The organism is Pseudomonas sp. AC016 (genome assembly GCF_979253365.1).
In genome coordinates this window covers 1,401,106-1,417,581 of record NZ_CEEDCC010000001.1, presented here as the reverse complement: position 1 = coordinate 1,417,581, position 16,476 = coordinate 1,401,106, and the positions used below count along the sequence as shown (strand labels likewise).

Annotated in this window: 14 protein-coding genes; 8 read left to right on the top strand and 6 right to left on the bottom strand. The window is 61.0% G+C overall.

Annotation, left to right across the window (positions count from 1 at the left end; translation table 11 throughout):
- The first annotated feature begins 261 nt into the window (after nt 1-261).
- Together AC0IXS_RS06140 and AC0IXS_RS06135 are read left to right on the top strand one after the other, a co-directional pair.
- Nucleotides 262-981, top strand: a complete 720-nt coding sequence (locus AC0IXS_RS06140) for a GntR family transcriptional regulator (RefSeq protein ID WP_088234838.1) — start codon at nt 262-264, stop codon at nt 979-981.
- A 10-nt stretch (nt 982-991) separates the two neighbouring features.
- Complete coding sequence (locus AC0IXS_RS06135) at nt 992-1,723, top strand: aspartate/glutamate racemase family protein (RefSeq protein WP_122667875.1); 732 nt, start codon at nt 992-994, stop codon at nt 1,721-1,723.
- A 450-nt stretch (nt 1,724-2,173) separates the two neighbouring features.
- On the opposite strand, the gene AC0IXS_RS06130 is transcribed toward AC0IXS_RS06135, so the two are convergent.
- From AC0IXS_RS06130 to AC0IXS_RS06120, 3 genes are all read right to left on the bottom strand, one after another.
- Nucleotides 2,174-2,398 (bottom strand): PLD nuclease N-terminal domain-containing protein, encoded by a 225-nt coding sequence (locus AC0IXS_RS06130; RefSeq protein ID WP_057410430.1) that lies wholly within the window; start codon nt 2,396-2,398, stop codon nt 2,174-2,176.
- An 18-nt stretch (nt 2,399-2,416) separates the two neighbouring features.
- Complete coding sequence (locus AC0IXS_RS06125; RefSeq protein WP_057410429.1) at nt 2,417-3,640, bottom strand: zinc-dependent alcohol dehydrogenase; 1,224 nt, start codon at nt 3,638-3,640, stop codon at nt 2,417-2,419.
- Nucleotides 3,641-3,897: 257 nt separating this feature from the next.
- Nucleotides 3,898-4,803 carry a LysR family transcriptional regulator gene (locus AC0IXS_RS06120; protein WP_057410428.1) on the bottom strand — a complete coding sequence of 302 codons (906 nt, stop codon included), beginning with the start codon at nt 4,801-4,803 and terminating at the stop codon, nt 3,898-3,900.
- A gap of 105 nt (nt 4,804-4,908) precedes the next feature.
- Between AC0IXS_RS06120 and epsC the strand changes: the two genes are divergently transcribed.
- From epsC to AC0IXS_RS06095, 5 genes are read left to right on the top strand one after another with little or no spacing between them, the layout of a single operon-like run.
- On the top strand, nt 4,909-5,673 hold the full coding sequence (gene epsC / locus AC0IXS_RS06115) for a serine O-acetyltransferase EpsC (protein WP_057410427.1): 765 nt from the start codon (nt 4,909-4,911) through the stop codon (nt 5,671-5,673).
- An 18-nt stretch (nt 5,674-5,691) separates the two neighbouring features.
- Nucleotides 5,692-6,582, top strand: coding sequence for a VOC family protein (locus AC0IXS_RS06110; protein WP_057410426.1), 891 nt, complete (start codon nt 5,692-5,694; stop codon nt 6,580-6,582).
- Between the two features lie 14 nt (nt 6,583-6,596).
- Complete coding sequence (locus AC0IXS_RS06105; protein WP_057410431.1) at nt 6,597-7,487, top strand: NAD(P)-dependent oxidoreductase; 891 nt, start codon at nt 6,597-6,599, stop codon at nt 7,485-7,487.
- 3 nt (nt 7,488-7,490) lie between these two features.
- Nucleotides 7,491-9,008: an aldehyde dehydrogenase family protein gene (locus tag AC0IXS_RS06100; protein ID WP_057410425.1), complete on the top strand. Its 1,518-nt coding sequence runs from the start codon at nt 7,491-7,493 to the stop codon at nt 9,006-9,008.
- 5 nt (nt 9,009-9,013) lie between these two features.
- The gene (locus tag AC0IXS_RS06095; protein ID WP_137203471.1) at nt 9,014-10,171 is read left to right on the top strand and encodes a M20 aminoacylase family protein; all 1,158 of its coding nucleotides are present in this window, start codon (nt 9,014-9,016) and stop codon (nt 10,169-10,171) included.
- Between the two features lie 137 nt (nt 10,172-10,308).
- Here AC0IXS_RS06095 and AC0IXS_RS06090 read toward each other — a convergent pair whose 3' ends face one another.
- Nucleotides 10,309-11,685 carry an L-serine ammonia-lyase gene (locus AC0IXS_RS06090; RefSeq protein WP_057410423.1) on the bottom strand — a complete coding sequence of 459 codons (1,377 nt, stop codon included), beginning with the start codon at nt 11,683-11,685 and terminating at the stop codon, nt 10,309-10,311.
- A 127-nt stretch (nt 11,686-11,812) separates the two neighbouring features.
- Between AC0IXS_RS06090 and AC0IXS_RS06085 the strand changes: the two genes are divergently transcribed.
- Entirely contained in the window at nt 11,813-12,718 is a 906-nt protein-coding gene (locus AC0IXS_RS06085; RefSeq protein ID WP_122690102.1) for a LysR substrate-binding domain-containing protein, read from the top strand.
- A 522-nt stretch (nt 12,719-13,240) separates the two neighbouring features.
- On the opposite strand, the gene AC0IXS_RS06080 is transcribed toward AC0IXS_RS06085, so the two are convergent.
- Together AC0IXS_RS06080 and hglS are read right to left on the bottom strand one after the other, a co-directional pair.
- Nucleotides 13,241-14,569 carry a DUF3100 domain-containing protein gene (locus AC0IXS_RS06080; RefSeq protein WP_122690101.1) on the bottom strand — a complete coding sequence of 443 codons (1,329 nt, stop codon included), beginning with the start codon at nt 14,567-14,569 and terminating at the stop codon, nt 13,241-13,243.
- Between the two features lie 509 nt (nt 14,570-15,078).
- Nucleotides 15,079-16,461: a 2-oxoadipate dioxygenase/decarboxylase HglS gene (gene hglS, locus AC0IXS_RS06075; RefSeq protein ID WP_320471290.1), complete on the bottom strand. Its 1,383-nt coding sequence runs from the start codon at nt 16,459-16,461 to the stop codon at nt 15,079-15,081.
- Nucleotides 16,462-16,476: the final 15 nt, after the last annotated feature.

Below are 16,476 nucleotides of genomic sequence, written 5' to 3'. Positions count from 1 at the left end.
CCATGCCCTGTTTTCAGTGTTCCGAATCGCCTGAAAGCCTTGACGTGGTAAGCGTTTTTTTCAGAAAGCTGACGTCTTGGTCAGTTCAGAGTGGTCGCCTAAAGTGCACATAAACAGGGCGCTTTTGCGCGTTTTGAGTGCGGAAGTTATCGAGGTCAGGTGATACCGGTTTAATACTATCTTCCAGATAGCGCTATTCAGCACTGGATTGATCGGGCACTATTCTTGTATACGATCTGCATGCCAAAGCGATGTGATGCCATGACCCGACCTTCCAGCGCCCCTCTGTTCATTGCCCCCGCTGCCGACGAAAAAGGCCGCGATGAGCAGATCTATCAGCACGTGCTGGAAGCCATCGTCGAACACAGGCTGGCGCCCGGCACACGCTTGCCTGAGGATGCTCTGGCCGAGGTGTTCGAGATCAGTCGCACCGGCATTCGCAAGGTGCTGCAACGTCTGGCGCTGGAACGACTGGTGACGCTGCGGCCCAAACGCGGCGCGGAAGTCGCCCAGCCCTCGGCGCAGGAAGCACAGGATGTGCTGGGCGCCCGACAACTGATCGAGCCTGCCTTGATGGACACCATCGCGGCACGCGTCAGCGGTCAGCGTCTGGAAGCGCTGCGCACGCTCTGCGATCAGGAACACGCCGCCCAGCATGCAGGGCGTCATAGCGAAGCCATTCAGTTGTCCGCACGCTTTCATGTGCAGTTGTGTGCGCTGGCAGGCAATCAGGTGCTGACCGAGCAGGTGGGGCAATTGACCACACGTTCGTCTTTGATTCTCGCGGTGTATGGCTCGCGGCGCAGTGTGGGTTGCGACTGCGGCGAGCACGCCGATCTGCTGACCTTGCTGGAAGCCGGGCAGGGTGACGAAGCGCGGGAGTGGATGGCAGAGCATCTGCGTCGCATCCGCGCCAGCCTTAACGTGGATGAACCCGTCAGCGAGACGGTGGACTTCCACAGTATTTTCAAACGGCGCTGAAGGAGGCCCGGTGCGTATTCAAGTCATCAACCCCAACACCAGTGAAACCATGACCCGCAAGATGGGCCTGGCGGCAGAGGCTGTCGCGCGCCCCGGCACGCAGATCATTGCCTGCACCCCGGCGGATGGTCCCGTATCCATCGAAGGGCATTTCGACGAAGCCATCGCAACGTTGGGTGTCCTGGAAGAAGTACGCAAGGGCCGTGAGCAGCAGGTCGATGCGCACATCATTGCCTGCTTCGGCGACCCCGGTCTGCTGGCCGCCCGTGAAGCCGCGAGTGCACCGGTCATCGGTATCGCGGAGGCGGCGTTTCATGTGGCGAGCCTGATCTCGACCCGGTTTGCCGTAGTCACCACCCTGACTCGCACCCGGATCATTGCCAAGCACCTGCTTCAGCGTTATGGGTTCAGTGACTTGTGCACCTCGGTGCGCTGCATTGATCTACCGGTACTGGCGCTGGAAGAGAGCGGCCCGGAACTGGTCGAACTCATGGCCGAACAGGCACGCAAGGCGCGTGATGAAGAAGGCGCTGGCGCCATTGTGCTGGGTTGTGGCGGGATGGCTGATCTGGGGCGGCAACTGAGCGAAGCCGTCGGCCTGCCAGTGATCGATGGCGTTGCAGCGGCCGTGAAGCTCGCCGAATCGCTGGTGGACCTGGGCCTGACCACCAGCAAACACGGCGACCTGGCCGACCCGATTGGCAAACCGTTCAAGGGGCGGTTCGGGTATTTGAGTCGTTAGTTATACGATGATGATCGTTCCACTCTGCGCTCATCGTTATACACAAGTCTGCCTCGACACTGATCGTGCCCATCGCATGCATCCCGTGAAGCTCCGCGTCACAAATGGCACAGATTGCGGACTCAGTGAGCCGAGCGCATGACGTGGATAACGCTGGAGCTTGGGCTAGCATCTGCGCCACATTCGAGAGCGGACGCGGAGCGTCCTGGGAGGCATTCCCACGCAGAGCGTAGGAACGATCAGCGTGATCTCAAGCACGCCGATCATGCCCACGCCTGTGCTCAGCGTTATACCCGAGTCTTGCTGTGACCACGGGGTATGCATTCAGTCAGACACTTTTGTTTTGGCCCCCGTTTTGCGCGTCTTCCGGACTTGTGTATAACGATGAGCGCTCTGCGTGGTAACGCCGCCCAAGACGCTCCGCGTCCGCTTTCGAATGCGACGTGCCCATCACCCCTTGCTGTGCTCATTCGACGTCGGTGCCTCGACAACGCCACGCGGGCCGCTGATGCCCCATATACCGGCACCCACGATGGGCAGCGCCAGAATGAGCACTGTCCAGCCGATTTTGGTGCCGGACGATTTGGTCGAGCGCCAGACGCTGTAGATCAGCCAGGCATCCAGTGCCAGAACGATGATCACTGCTGCAATCCAGAACACGTTAAACGCTTCCATGATGTACCTCCTTCTTTGTCACAACGCAGGAACACCCGTCAGTGAATCAGGCACCGTCACGGGGATGTCATTGCTGCCCGGCGTCAGGATCACCTTGCGGCAGTCTTCTTCTTTCTTGTCGAAAATCTTGTAGGCCGTCGCAGCCTCTTCAAGCGACATGCGGTGGGTGATGATTGCCTCGGGTTGCAGCCGGCCGGTCTCGATGTAGTCCAACAATTCAGGCATGAAACGCTGCACATGGGTCTGGCCCATCTTGAACGTCAGGCCCTTGTCGAAGGCATCGCCGAACATGAAGCCGTGGATGAAGCCTGCGTAGACCCCCGGCACGCTCACCACGCCGCCGCGTCTGACCGTCGCGATGCACTGACGCAGCGCCTTGCCGCTGCTGCCTTCGAGCTTGAGGGTGGCGAGCACGGTTTCGGTGGTGCTGCCCTTGGCTTCGAAGCCGACCGCATCCACTACGCCGTCGACGCCACGCATGCCCGGTGTCTGGCGAATGATGGTGTCGGCCGCGTCGTCATCCTCATCGAAATTGATCGGAATGACGCCGTAGGTCTGCTGTGCGTAAGCCAGGCGATAGGGATGGTGGTCGACCATGAAGATCCGCTCGGCCCCCAGCATTCGGGCGCAGGCCGCGCTCAGCAGGCCGACTGGCCCGGCACCGTAGATGGCAATGCTTGAACCCTGACCGATGCCGGTATTGGTCACGGCCTGCCAGGCGGTCGGCAGGATGTCGGAGAGAAACAGCACCTTCTCGTCCGCCAGCGTACCGGGCACCTTGAACGGACCGGTATTGGCCTTGGGCACTCGCACGTACTCAGCCTGCCCGCCAGGGATGCCGCCGTACAAGTGACTGAAGCCGAACAGCGCGGCTCCCGGTGGAATGGACTTCTTGTTGAGGATTGCGCCACGTCCGGTGTTGGTGGTTTCACAGGCCGCGTACAGATCCTGGTTGCAGAAAAAGCATGAACCGCAGGCAATCACAAAGGGAATGACGACCCGGTCGCCACGCTGCACGGACGTCACTGCCGAGCCGGTCTCTTCCACGATACCCATGAACTCATGACCGAAAATATCGCCATGCTCTACGGTGGGAATCTTGCCGCGATACAGGTGCAGGTCCGAACCGCAGATGGCGGTCGCCGTCACTCGCAGAATGATGTCATCGGCCTGCTGTATTTCAGGATCTGGCACGGTGTCGACTTTGACATTGTGTGCGCCGTGGTAGGTCAACGCTCTCATGGGAAGCCCTCGGTCTGATCGGGAAGTCTGATCTGTTACTTCTGATGAGCGGATTCCTGGTTTTTTGGTTCAGCGAATTTGTTCGAGGCGGGACTAACGGTTGCTCTGTGGCATCGATGACAGGACGCAGGTGCTGTTCGTCGGGTTGTTGAATGCCTGGCCTGAACGGCCTGTCGGGGGCTCGGTCTCGCCATGACCCGCGGGAGAAACGCGACTTATTGGGGAGGCACCACCGAGTTTGCAGCGCTCATTCCAGTTCAATGCCTGAACGCGGCCATATCCTGCAACAGCATCCCCATCAGCCGATTGGCCCCGACACTCAACTGACGACCCAGGCGACTGATCAGGTGCGTTTGCGGGCTGCTGAACACTTCGTGCTGCAATGTCAGTGCACGTAGTTTTCCGCTGTTGATTTCCTCTTCCACAACAAAGGTCGGCAGCAGCGTGACGCCACCCTGCATGGCGAAATGCTTGAGCATGGCGAAGGTGTTGCAGGTCAGGGTCGGCTCGAGCGTGACGCCCAACTGGTGTTCGGCTTCAAGAAGAATCTGGCGAATGCCGTACGAGACGGCGGGGAGCGCCAGGCGGTATTCAGCCAATGTCTTGAGCTCGATGGGACCTGGTTGCTGCGTCAACGGATGATCCGGTGCGGTCACCACGCAGACTGGCTTGCGCTGGTGGGCATGGGAACGGATTTTCGGATCGGCGGCCGGGTTGAAGACCAGACCGATGTGCGCCTCGTCCTCGACCACTTGGCGGATCACTTCGTTGCTGCCGCAGACATTAACGATCAGCTCGATTCGCGGGTACAGCGCCGAAAACTTCGCCAGCGGCTGCGCCAGGCTTTCCAGAAAACCCTCCCCGGAGACCAGCGTCACCGAACCGCTGTGCAGACCGCGCAGTGCCTGTATGGAATCCAGCAGGACTTCCTGCTGAGTCAGTCGCTGGCGGTAATAGGCCAGCACCTTGTCACCTGCTTCAGTGGGCTTGACCCCGCGTCGATGGCGCTCCAGCAGCGGCGAGCCCAGCTCCAGTTCCAGTTGCGCGATCTGGCGGCTGACCGCTGACGGCGCGACATTCAGAAAGTCCGCCGCTGCCCGCACGCTGCCGAGCCGCACAGCTTCGAAGAAATAAAGGATCCGACGATCCTGCACCAGACTCATTGGCTGTCCTGTGTTGCGCTCAAGGCAACATAAATTCGATTTCCGGATTATTGCTGAGAGGTGAGAACGCTGTCCATACTCGGTCATCAGCACAAGGGAACGCGTATGAAGGGTCTTTGGCAGCGTCTGCGGGAACAGGCAAAACAGTTGGGTGAGCATAACCCGATGCTGGGCCGCTACGGACAGGATCGAGTGCTGGCCCATGTGTCCTTCGAGACAGCACTGGCTGCCAGTCTGGCCAGCCAGTTGCAGAGCCACGCACCAGAAGCCGATCTCGCCAGTTGGTTTGGCGGCGTCCTTCAAGCGCATCCCGAGATTGCCGAATCGGCAGCGGCCGATATCGACCATCTGGTAGTCGTCAACCCGGCCTGTCCCGATCACCTCACCGCCTTTCTGACCTTTCGCGGCATCCAGGCCGTGCAGGCCTATCGCATCGCTCACGCCTTGTGGAACGACGGCGATCTTCAAAGTGCAGTCCTGTTGCAGAACTGGGCGGCCAATACCTGGGCCATCGACATTCATCCCGCCGCGCGTCTGGGCAAGCGCCTGTTCGTCGATCACGGCATGGGTCTTGTGATCGGCGAAACCGCTGTGGTCGAGGACGACGTCAGCCTCTGGCATGGCGTCACCCTGGGCAGCACGCTCAGTGAGGCAGGCGACCGCCACCCCAAGATCCGTCGCGGCGCGCTGATCTGCGCAGGCGCCACGGTGCTCGGCAACATCGAAGTGGGCGAGCGCGCCATCGTTGCCGCTGGCGCGGTGGTGCTCAAGCCCGTGGAAGCCGGTGTCGTGGTGGCCGGTACGCCAGCCAAAGTCATCGGCAGGGCGCCGGATTCACTGGCGACCTTCACCAGCAAATCTCAGGTCTGATTCAGGGAGCAATCGCATATGGCTGCCGTCGCCCAGTTTCCACAAGGCATCGATCATCCGCTGGTCACTGTTCGTGATCACACCGCCACGCTTGAGTTGTATCGTCGGATGGGCTTCGCGCCGTCGCCGGTCAGCTATCACCCGTGGGGCAGCGTGACTTCGTTGATGATGTTCAAGAGCAACTTCATCGAGCTGATCGGCATTCACGATGCGTCGCTGTTCGGCACCGGCTCGGTCAATGGCTTCTGCTTCGGCCGCCAGTTGGGCGAGTTTCTGGATCGCGGCGAAGAGGGCGTTTCGCTGGTCGCGCTGCACAGCCAGGATGCCGACGCGGATCATGCGCGGCTGATGCAGGCCGGTTTGCCGAGTCAGGGCCGAATCGACTTCCGTCGCGCGATGACCTTGCCGGACGGACGTCCTGACGAAGCGGTGGTTTCGCTGGGGCTGTTCATCGACCCGCAATTGCCTGACGCCTCGAATTTCATCTGTCATCAGCACCGTCCCGAACTGATCTGGGTGCCGGGCTGGCAACAGCATCCCAACGCTGTGGACGGCATTGTCAGCGTGACGTATCTGGCTGATCCCGCTCAGCTTGAACCGCGCTGGCGTGCGATTTACGGCGATGCGGTGAGCTGGCAGGGCAACGTGTTGTTCGCCGACACCCGATGCGGCGTGTTGCGCGCCATGGATGCGACAACGGCCGCTCGTCATTACCCCGATACGCCGCTGCCACAAGCCCATCGCGAACGGCCGCATGCCATCGCCATCGGCCTGCACACCACCAGCCTTGACACGCTGCGCGCCATTCTTGCCGAGAACCACGTGCCGCATCAGCAGGCGCCTGGACGCGTCATGGTCGAGCCGCAGGCGGCAGGCAACGTCATTCTTGAATTCGTACAAAACCTCTAATCGAGATGCAGAACATGACTTTGAAAACAGGCGTCATCGGACTGGGCAACATGGGCGGCGGCATGGCCGCGACACTGGCGGGCAAGGGCTTCGATGTCAGTGGTTTCGACCTGTCGCAGGCCGCGCTGGCGACGGCCGAGAGCAAAGGCGTGAAGCCGGTTGCGGACCGCACGCAGTTGATCCAGAGCGTGGACATTCTGATTCTGTCGTTGCCCAAGGCCGAGCATGTCGAGTCTGTTTGCCTGGGGGTTGGTGGCATTCGCGAAGTAGGCCATGAAGGGTTGATTGTGGTCGATACCACCACCTCGACGCCTGAGATGAGCCGCAAGGTTGCTGCCGAACTGGCCAAGGCTGGAATCGCCTTCATCGACGCCCCGGTGTCCGGCGGCCCGAAAGGCGCTGCCACCGGCACCATGTCGATGGTGATCGGCGCTGAAGAGGCTGATCTGGCGCGGGCCATGCCGGTGCTGGAAGGCATGAGCGGCACGCGGGTCCACGTCGGTCAGTGCGGCGCGGGCAACGTGGCCAAGATCGCCAACAACATGCTTGCGGCCTGCCACCTGATCAGCACCGCCGAAGCCGTCGCGATGGCGGCCAAGGCAGGCGTTGACCCGGAAAAACTGCTGCAGGGCCTGAACGCCGGTTCCGGCCGCAGCGGCGCGACGCAGGTCATGTTCCCCACCTGGGTATTGAACAAGGCCTACGACTCGGGCTTCACCATGGGCCTGATGCGCAAGGACGTCGGCCTGGCCAGCGATCTGGCGGACAGCCTGGACATGGAGCTGCCGTTGTCCCGAGTCGTCGCCCAATTGTGGAAAGCCAGCAGCGAGACGCTGGCCGATAACGAAGACTTCTGCGCCATCGTGCAACGCACCGATGCCAAACTTTACGGTCACGGAGAATAAGTGATGAGCACTGCAAAAATCCTCGAGCTGATGCGCCCTTACTGGGGCGATCGCAGTGTCATCGCCAGCTACGTGGGCGGTGAGTTCATTGAAGGCCATGGCGCGCCGGTCGAAGTACGCAATGCCCATGACGACAGTCTGTTGCTGAGTTTTCCGGACGCCGACGAGTCGCTGGTCGAAAAGGCCGACAGCGCTGCGAAAGCCGCGCAGGTTAAGTGGTGGACGTTGACGGCGCAGGCGCGTGGTCGCGCCATGTATCAGGTCGGTAACCTGATCCGTGAAGAGCTGGAGAACCTCGCCCAGATCGAATCCCTGACCGCCAACAAGCCGATCCGCGACGCGCGCGTCGAAGTGCTCAAGGTCGCCGAGATGTTCGAGTACTACGCTGGCTGGGCCGACAAATTGCACGGCGAGATCATTCCGGTGCCGACCACGCACCTGAACTACGTCACCTACGAGCCACTGGGCACAGTGCTGCAGATCACCCCGTGGAACGCGCCGATCTTCACTTGCGGCTGGCAGATTGCACCGGCCATTGCGGCGGGCAACGCGGTCATCCTCAAGCCTTCGGAACTGACGCCGCTGAGTTCGCTGATGGTCGGCGTGCTGATCGAACGTGCCGGTGTGCCCAAGGGGCTGGTCAATGTGATCGCCGGTTTCGGCCATTCCATCGGGCAGGCGTTCATCGCCAGGGCCGACATTCGCAAAGTCGTGTTCGTCGGCTCCCCCGCAACCGGTCGCCACATTGCTGTCGCGGCGGCACAACGCTGCATTCCGGCGGTACTGGAACTGGGCGGCAAGTCGGCCAACATTGTCTTCGAGGACGCCGATCTGGAGGTCGCCCTGCGCGGCGCTCAGGCGGCGATTTTCTCCGGGGCAGGGCAGAGCTGCGTCTCGGGTTCGCGGCTGCTGGTGCAGGCGTCGATCTTCGAAAAATTCACCCATGCGCTGGCCACCGCTGCGACCCAATTCAAGGTCGGTGACCCGAGCGACCCGGAAACCCAGATCGGGCCGATCAACAACGCCAAGCAGTACAACCACGTGAAGACCATGGTCGAGCGTGCCTTGAAAGACGGCGCCAGGCTGGTCGGCGAGCACGCAGACCCGATCCCGGAAAAGCCCGGTTATTACGTCAACCCGACCGTCCTGGCGGGCACCAACGACCTGCACTGCGCTCAGGAAGAAATCTTCGGCCCAGTGGTCGTGGCCATTCCTTTCGAGGACGAAGAAGAGGCGATCCGCATCGCCAACGACAGCCGTTTCGGCCTGGCGGGCGGCGTCTGGACACGTGACGTGGGCCGTGCGCATCGTGTGGCGAAACAGGTGCGTGCCGGTACGTTCTGGGTCAACGGCTACAAGACCATTCATGTCAGCTCGCCGTTTGGTGGCTATGGTGAAAGCGGCTATGGTCGTTCTTCAGGGCTGGATGCATTGCGCGAATACAGTGAAGTCAAAAGCGTGTGGGTCGAGACCGCTGCCAAACCCGCCGCCAGCTTTGGTTATGGCGCGAGCCTGGAGTGAATCACATGAGCATTTCCAAGACATTGATCGAAGAAGCCACGGTTTGGCGCCGCACCATTCATGCGGCGCCGGAGCTGGGCTTTCAGGAACAGAAAACTTCCGACAAGGTCGCTGAACTGTTGAGCAGCTTTGGCCTTGAGGTCCATCGCGGCCTCGGGGGCACCGGCGTGGTCGGCACCCTGAGCACCGGCGACGGCCCGACCATCGGCATCCGCGCCGACATGGACGCCTTGCCGATTCAGGAACTGGGCGACAGCGTGCACAAGTCTGCGCATAAAGGCTGTATGCATGCCTGTGGCCATGACGGTCATACCGCCATTCTGTTGGCCACTGCCAGGCATCTGGCCGAGACGCGGCGCTTTCGCGGGACCGTGCATTTTGTCTTTCAGCCTGCCGAAGAAAACCTCGGTGGTGCACAGCGCATGATCGAAGACGGATTGTTCGAGCGTTTCCCGATGGAAGCCATCTACGGCCTGCATAATTGGCCGGGCGTGCCCGCGGGCAAAGTGGTGGTCAATCCGGGGCCGATGATGGCCTCGCTGGACACCTTCGAAATCACCCTGACCGGCAAGGGCAGCCACGCGGCCATGCCGGACAAGGGCAGCGACCCGATCGTGGCTGCCGCCGAACTGGTGCTGGGTCTGCAGACCATCGTGTCCCGACGTCTGTCGCCGCTGGATTCAGCGGTGGTCAGCATCACCCAGTTCAACGCGGGTGAGGCCATCAACGTGCTGCCGGAAACGGCTGTGCTGCGTGGCACCGTTCGCTGCCTGCAAACTCCGGTGCGCGAGAAGGTCCAGCAATGGATCGGCGAGTTCGTCGAGCGTCTGCCAATGGCTTTCGGCGTGCGTGGCGAGCTGGTCTACAACGTCGGTTATCCAGTGACCGAAAACCACGTCGAAGCCGCCGCAACGATTCGTCGTGCCGCCGTCGCCGCAGTCGGTGAAGCCAACGTGCAATGGGGCTGCAACCCGTCCATGGCCTCGGAAGACTTCGCCTTCATGCTGCATGCCTGTCCGGGCGCCTACATCTGGATGGGGGTGGACGGGGAAAAGCCTTCGGCGGCGCTGCACAACCCGTACTACGACTTCAACGATCAGGTGATCGAGCCGGGCGTGAAGGTGTGGACATCATTGGTGGAGCAGTGCCTGCCGGTGGCGTGATGGATGCGAATCGCTGAGAGACAGTGCAGGTCGCTGACACAGCGCTGTCCTCTCGGCAAACATTGGACTGTGGGAGGCCCCACAATAGATCCCGTTTATTAAGTGGTTCGCGAATAACCCGTAGAGCTGTAGGCAAATCAGCATTCGATCAGATTGACTGCCAGGCCGCCGCGTGAGGTTTCCTTGTACTTGTCGTGCATGTCCGCGCCGGTGTCGCGCATGGTGCGGATGGCATGGTCGAGCGAGATGAAGTGTTCGCCGTCGCCACGCAGGGCCATCTGCGCGGCGTTGATCGCCTTCACGGCGGCAATCGCGTTGCGCTCGATGCACGGCACCTGAACCAGTCCGCCGACCGGGTCGCAGGTCAGGCCCAGATTGTGTTCCAGGCCGATTTCGGCAGCGTTTTCCACCTGCTCGGGCGTTGCCCCGAGAATCTCCGCCAGGCCTGCAGCGGCCATGGCGCAGGCCGAACCCACTTCACCCTGACAGCCCACTTCAGCGCCCGAGATCGAGGCGTTTTTCTTGCACAGAATGCCGACAGCGGCAGCGCTGAGAAAGAAGCGCACCACGTCGTCATCGTTGGCCGTGGGTTTGAATTTCATGAAGTAATGCAGCACGGCGGGCACGATCCCGGCCGCGCCATTGGTCGGAGCCGTCACCATGCGGCCACCCGCAGCGTTTTCTTCGTTGACCGCCAGGGCGAACAGGTTGACCCACTCCATGGCGCTGAGGGTCGAGCCGATCACGTTCGGGTTGTCGAGGTTTTGCAGGCTCTGATGCAGGCGATAGGCACGGCGACGTACATTCAGGCCGCCGGGCAGAATGCCCGTCTCGAGCAGACCTTTGTTGACGCAGGCCTGCATCGCGGCCCAGATGACCATGATGCGCGCGCGGATTTCTTCTTCGCTGCGCCAGACCTTTTCGTTGGCCATCATCAGTTCCGAGATGCTCAGGCCGTGGGTCTTGCACAGTCTCAGCAATTGCGCGCCGCTGGAGAAGTCGTAAGGCAGAACGGTGTCATCCGCATCCAGCACGCCGCTGGCCGCCTGTGCGGCATCAATCACGAAACCGCCGCCCACCGAGTAGTAGGTCTGCTCATACAACTCACCCGACTTGCCGTACGCGCACAGCGTCATGCCATTGGGGTGGTAGGGCAGGCTTTCTTCGAGCAGGCACATGTCGCGTTCCCAGACGAAGGTGATCGGCTGTTCACCGGCCAGCAGCAATTGACCGTCGGCACGCAGCGCGTCAATGCGCTGGTTGACCTGGCTGGGGTCGATCTGGTCCGGCCACTCGCCCATCAATCCCATGACTGTCGCACGATCACTGCCATGACCGATGCCGGTTGCGGACAGAGAGCCGTACAATCGCACCTCAACACGTTCTACGCTGTGCAAACGATCCTGGTTGCGCAGGTCAGTGACGAACAGCGCTCCGGCCCGCATCGGTCCGACAGTGTGCGAACTGGACGGCCCGATGCCGATTTTGAACATGTCGAAGACGCTGATAGCCATCACGGAGGTCCTTCAAGTGAGATGATGCAGAGGAGTTGAAACTCCTTCTTTCTGGCTTTCATCTTTGGCTTCAGCTGTCGAAACGACAAACGATTGTTCCTATGCAACGTTTTAGCGGAACTCTTCAATGAGCAGAATTTTCAACGCACAGATGCACGCCTGGTTACAGGTCTTCGCCTGTGCGGCACGACACCTTTCCTTTACGCGCTGCGCCGAGGAGCTGCACGTCACGCCGGGCGCGATCAGCCAGCAGATGCGTCAGCTCGAAGAACGGCTGGGCTTTGCGCTGTTCCATCGGGTCGGGCGCGGCCTTGAACTGACCGCCGAAGGGCAGCGTCTGGCGGTGGTCGCCAACGAGGTGCAGAGTCGCATCAGCGAAGAGCTGCGCCTGCTGTATTCCGGTCGGATCGGCGGGGTATTCAAACTGCGCTGCATTCCATCGTTTCTCAGCAAATGGCTGATGCCGCGCCTGCCACGGCTGCAGGCGGCGTTTCCGGACATTCAGTTGCGGATCATTGCCGAAGACAGCAGTGGCTCGTTGCGCGATGACGACTTCGACCTGGCCATCGACCTGAACGACGGCAGCTATCCGGGCCTGTCGACCACACCGTTGCTGGAGGAAGAACTGTTTCCGGTGTGCTCACCCATACTGCTGGAGGGCAAACCGCCGCTGGATACGCCCAGCCAGTTGGTGCATTTTCCATTGCTGCATGACATCACTGCATGGCGCGGCAGCTATGAGTACGCAGAGTGGGAGTTTTACCTGACTGCGATTGGTGCCGATGGCATCGACGTGCGCCGTGGCCACACGTTCAACCGCAACCACCTGACCATCGACGCCGCCCGTATGGGCATGGGCGTGGCCATCGCCCGCAAGGCACTGATCACCGATGAGCTTGAACAGGGCTCGCTGATCGTGCCGTTCGGGCAACCGATCAAGGCCCGCAAGAAATACGTGCTGGCCTACCGCGAAGGCGCCCTCAACACCCCGGCACGCCGTGCGGTACATGACTGGTTGGTGAATGAGGCGTGAAACTGATCGTGCTTATGCTCTGCGCTCATCGTTATACACAAGTCCGCAAGACGCGCAAAACGGGGGGCAAACCGAAAGTGACTGACTGAATGCATACCCCGTGGGAGGCGGCTTGCCGGCGATGGCGTCCGTTCAGTCACTGATAGGTCGCTTCAGAAAAAGCATCGCCGGCAAGCTGCCTCCCACCGTCCGTGGTCGCAGCAAGACTCGGGTATAACGCTGAGCACAAGCATGGGCATGATCGGCGCGCTTGAGATCACGCTGATCGTTCCTACGCTCCGCGTGGGAATGCCTCCCAGGACGCTCCGCGTCCGCTCTTGAATGTGGCGCAGATGCGTGGACAAGCTCCAGCGTTATCCACGTCATGCGTTCGGCTCACTGAATCCGCAACCTGTGCCATTTGTGACGCAGAGCGTCACGGGAGGCATGCCCACGCGGAGCGATGGGCACGATCAGTGTTGAGGCAGGCTTGTGTGTAACGATGAGCGCAGAGCATGGGAGCGATCGGCGATAGCCATCAAATCAATGAAACATCTCGGCGATCATCACGGCGCCGATGAAGGTGCCGAAGTTGGCCAGGAACGACACCAGCACGATCCGCCAGCCCAGACGGCGAAACGCGGGCAGGTCCTTGGCAATCGACAGACCGGCGAAGGTCAGCATCGGGGTAATCACCGCCAACATGTTGATCGAACTGGTCAGGCGCGCAATCTCCGCTGCCCACGGGCAGGCCGGGGAAGTCAGGAACATTGCGACCAGCGACACCATGCACACGGCCGGAACCTTGCGACGAATCAGGCTGCATAGCGCTTCGCCGACAAAGGCACAGAAAATCATGATGCCTATACCGGTGAACGCATCGGCGGACAACGTCTTGTAGCCGACGTAGTTGGCGATCAGTGCGAGCGCACCGGCGGCGAGCCACGCACTGACCTTGCCCGACCAGCCCAGCTCGGGCACGTCGAGCGACACATCGCTGTGACGCAGGCCTTCATCGGTCATGGAGGCCTTGGTGGTACGGCCGATCAGCGGTTCGAGAACGCGATAGCCCCAGACCGCCAGCGGCAGCGAGATGAACAGGGTGAAGTAGGTCCCGATGGTGGTGGTGATCAGGTTCGACGCCGCCGCCAGGGTCATGACTTCCTTGGCCACTTCCGGCGTCTGCTGAGCCGCAATCGCGCCTGCAGCGGCCGCCATCATGCTGCCAGAGCCAATGCCGGAACCCATCGCCAGCGAGTTGGGATGGAAAATATTCAGGCTGGCAATGAAACCGGCCACGATGGCAATGAACAGCGCACCGAACAGCGTGCCGGTCAGGTACTCGGCGAGCACGCCGCGTCCCTCCGGGGAATCCATGCCATAGCGCTCACCAATGATCGCCAGGCTGGGTTCGCGCCCGACCGAGAAGGTCGCGCCAATCGCTTCACGCTTGATCCCCAGCATCAGCGCCACCGGCAGGCCCAGAATCACGGTGCCGACAAAATGCCCGAATTCCTGGAACACCAGCGCCCAGCCCGAGGCGAACACTACCGGCAGCGAGCCGCCGACTACCAGACCCAGCTTGGCAATGAAGATCAACAGGGCAGGTTGCAGAATGGATGCGGAGCGCAGTTGCGTGCGGTGATCGATCCCTATCGTGCCCGGCATGCGCCGACTGGCAATGCCGATCATTGCGCCCAGCAGCAAGGCCCAAACCATCGGCAGCAGGACCACCTTGCCAGGGCCCAGCGGAATGCTGATGGCGCCAATGGATTCGGCAACGACGAGGATGACGGCGGCCCAGACGTACAGCTTGACCGTCGAAGAAACGGCCTGCTTGTCGCCCACGACGGCAGCGTGTGAGTTTTGCATGATGATCCCCTTGCCTGCTGAATGACCTTTTTAAGGCCTTATCAATCGTTATTCTGTTTTTTTCAGGTAGGCGCAGCGACGCGCCAGGGCAGCGTTGGAAGTCCATGGAGTCATGGAGGCCGTTGTCCGGCCGAGTCTTTTTTATAAGGTCAGAAATAACCGGACCCAGGCTACTTCGAGCCTTTCGAGCGGAGCAATTGATGCCTTCGCGCCATCGCAGTATGCATAGCAGGAGATTGCACACCAATATTGCGGATTTTATTTATCGTTGCGTTAAAGAGAACACTGAAAGGGGAGACTCGGGACGTATTTGCAGCGCAGGAATGTGACGCAGAGCGTCACGGGATGCATGCCCACGCGGAGCGATGGGCACGATCAGTGCTTAGGCGGACCTGTGTATAACGCTGAGCGCGGAGCATGGGCACGATCAGTGTCGAGGCAGACGCTGATCGTTCCTACGCTCTGCGTGGTAACGCCTCTCAGGACGCTCCGCGTCCGCTTTTGGCGGTCTACAGACCCAGCGCCTCGTTGCATTCTTCCAGTGATCTGCGCTCGGTCTCGGCATACAGCTTCAATTCATCGAGCGTCTGACGCCCCAGTGCCTGCTGGAAATCTTCCTGATTCGAACTGATCGCATAATGCGCCTGCGCGTTATCGCCCAGATTGGACTGGAAGATGCCCGCCGCGCTGACCGGCAGAAAGTCCTCGTACACCAATGGCTCGAAGCGCACGTACCCCTTCTGAATCAATTGCTCAAGGTCCGCACCTGAATCGACACGTGCAGCAAGGCCCTGCTCGGTCGCGAAGTAGCGAAAGTAAGCCAGCCCTTCGGCACGCATTTCGCTGTCGCTGTCCGGAAACGCTTGGAAGGCTTTCTCCATGAGTGCCGAATAGCGCAGGGCATTGGCTTCGTTGGGAAACTCGCCCAGCTCATCGCGTGCCGCGTTCAGCAACCGGTCGTACAGTGCGCGACCCTTGGGTGTCAGTGCCGCGCCGCGCTGTTCGATTTCGCCAAAGCGTGCCGAATGGCTGCCGGACGCCTGAGTGCCCTGACCGACAAAGGTGATCGGCTCTTCCAGCGCCTTGAAACTGGTCTGACGCAGCAGGATCGGGCAGCGGCGGCGGGGCGGGCCTTCGACCACGGCCTTGGGCGTGATGCCTTTGCCGGGCATGCCTGCCTGCACCGCGTCGATGTCCAGCGTGCGCGGCGTGAGGTGGTTGATGTGCGGACCCCGGAACGCCACCACATCAGCGATCAGGCGGTGCTGTGCGTTGAGCTGTTGATACTCTTCCAGTGAAACCGTGGCCGTGTTGTGCCAGCGAAAGGTTTCCAGTGCCTGCTGAATGAATTCGGCTGCGTCCGCTTCGTCCAGACCGCCGTTCTGCTCGTGCTTCTGTATGAGCTCAAGCGCCTTTGCCGTGAAGATCTGACGCCTGGCGAGCACCTGGCTGGCGAACTCACGCAGGCTGTCGCTCTCGATCAACTCCAGACGCAGCAGCGAGGTGAACACGCGAAACGGGCTGACCTGCAAGGCGCTTTCATGCACAGCGCGAAAGGCTGTCGAATGGACCGGCACGCCCGCAGGCGTCAGGTCGTAATAACCCACCGGTTCCATCCCCATCACTGCGAACAGACGGGCGAGGGTAGCCAGTTCCAGCGCAGTACCGACCCGGATCGCGCCGTGGCGCTCCATGTCCAGCCGCTGTATTTCACCCGTCTGTCTGAGGCTGTCCAGCACACGGTGGTCATGGCTCATGACCTGGTCGTTGACCTCGCTCACCAGCGCCATCAACGTGCCGTACAGCGGGACTTCTTCCTGGTACATCTGCGACATGGCGCGGGAAAAGCCAGCGCGGATGTCGTCAGGGTTGGCAAAGCGTGCGGTGCTCATCAGGATTGTCTCTCC

Excerpts from the sequence above, each read along its gene's own strand:
- AC0IXS_RS06140 (WP_088234838.1), top strand. The coding sequence starts at position 262 with ATGACCCGACCTTCCAGCGCCCCTCTGTTCATTGCCCCCGCTGCCGAC.
- AC0IXS_RS06080 (WP_122690101.1), bottom strand. The coding sequence starts at position 14,569 with ATGCAAAACTCACACGCTGCCGTCGTGGGCGACAAGCAGGCCGTTTCT.
- AC0IXS_RS06095 (WP_137203471.1), top strand. The coding sequence starts at position 9,014 with ATGAGCATTTCCAAGACATTGATCGAAGAAGCCACGGTTTGGCGCCGC.
- AC0IXS_RS06125 (WP_057410429.1), bottom strand. The coding sequence starts at position 3,640 with ATGAGAGCGTTGACCTACCACGGCGCACACAATGTCAAAGTCGACACC.
- AC0IXS_RS06130 (WP_057410430.1), bottom strand. The coding sequence starts at position 2,398 with ATGGAAGCGTTTAACGTGTTCTGGATTGCAGCAGTGATCATCGTTCTG.
- AC0IXS_RS06085 (WP_122690102.1), top strand. The coding sequence starts at position 11,813 with ATGAGCAGAATTTTCAACGCACAGATGCACGCCTGGTTACAGGTCTTC.
- AC0IXS_RS06090 (WP_057410423.1), bottom strand. The coding sequence starts at position 11,685 with ATGGCTATCAGCGTCTTCGACATGTTCAAAATCGGCATCGGGCCGTCC.
- hglS (WP_320471290.1), bottom strand. The coding sequence starts at position 16,461 with ATGAGCACCGCACGCTTTGCCAACCCTGACGACATCCGCGCTGGCTTT.
- AC0IXS_RS06110 (WP_057410426.1), top strand. The coding sequence starts at position 5,692 with ATGGCTGCCGTCGCCCAGTTTCCACAAGGCATCGATCATCCGCTGGTC.
- AC0IXS_RS06105 (WP_057410431.1), top strand. The coding sequence starts at position 6,597 with ATGACTTTGAAAACAGGCGTCATCGGACTGGGCAACATGGGCGGCGGC.
- AC0IXS_RS06120 (WP_057410428.1), bottom strand. The coding sequence starts at position 4,803 with ATGAGTCTGGTGCAGGATCGTCGGATCCTTTATTTCTTCGAAGCTGTG.
- epsC (WP_057410427.1), top strand. The coding sequence starts at position 4,909 with ATGAAGGGTCTTTGGCAGCGTCTGCGGGAACAGGCAAAACAGTTGGGT.
- AC0IXS_RS06100 (WP_057410425.1), top strand. The coding sequence starts at position 7,491 with ATGAGCACTGCAAAAATCCTCGAGCTGATGCGCCCTTACTGGGGCGAT.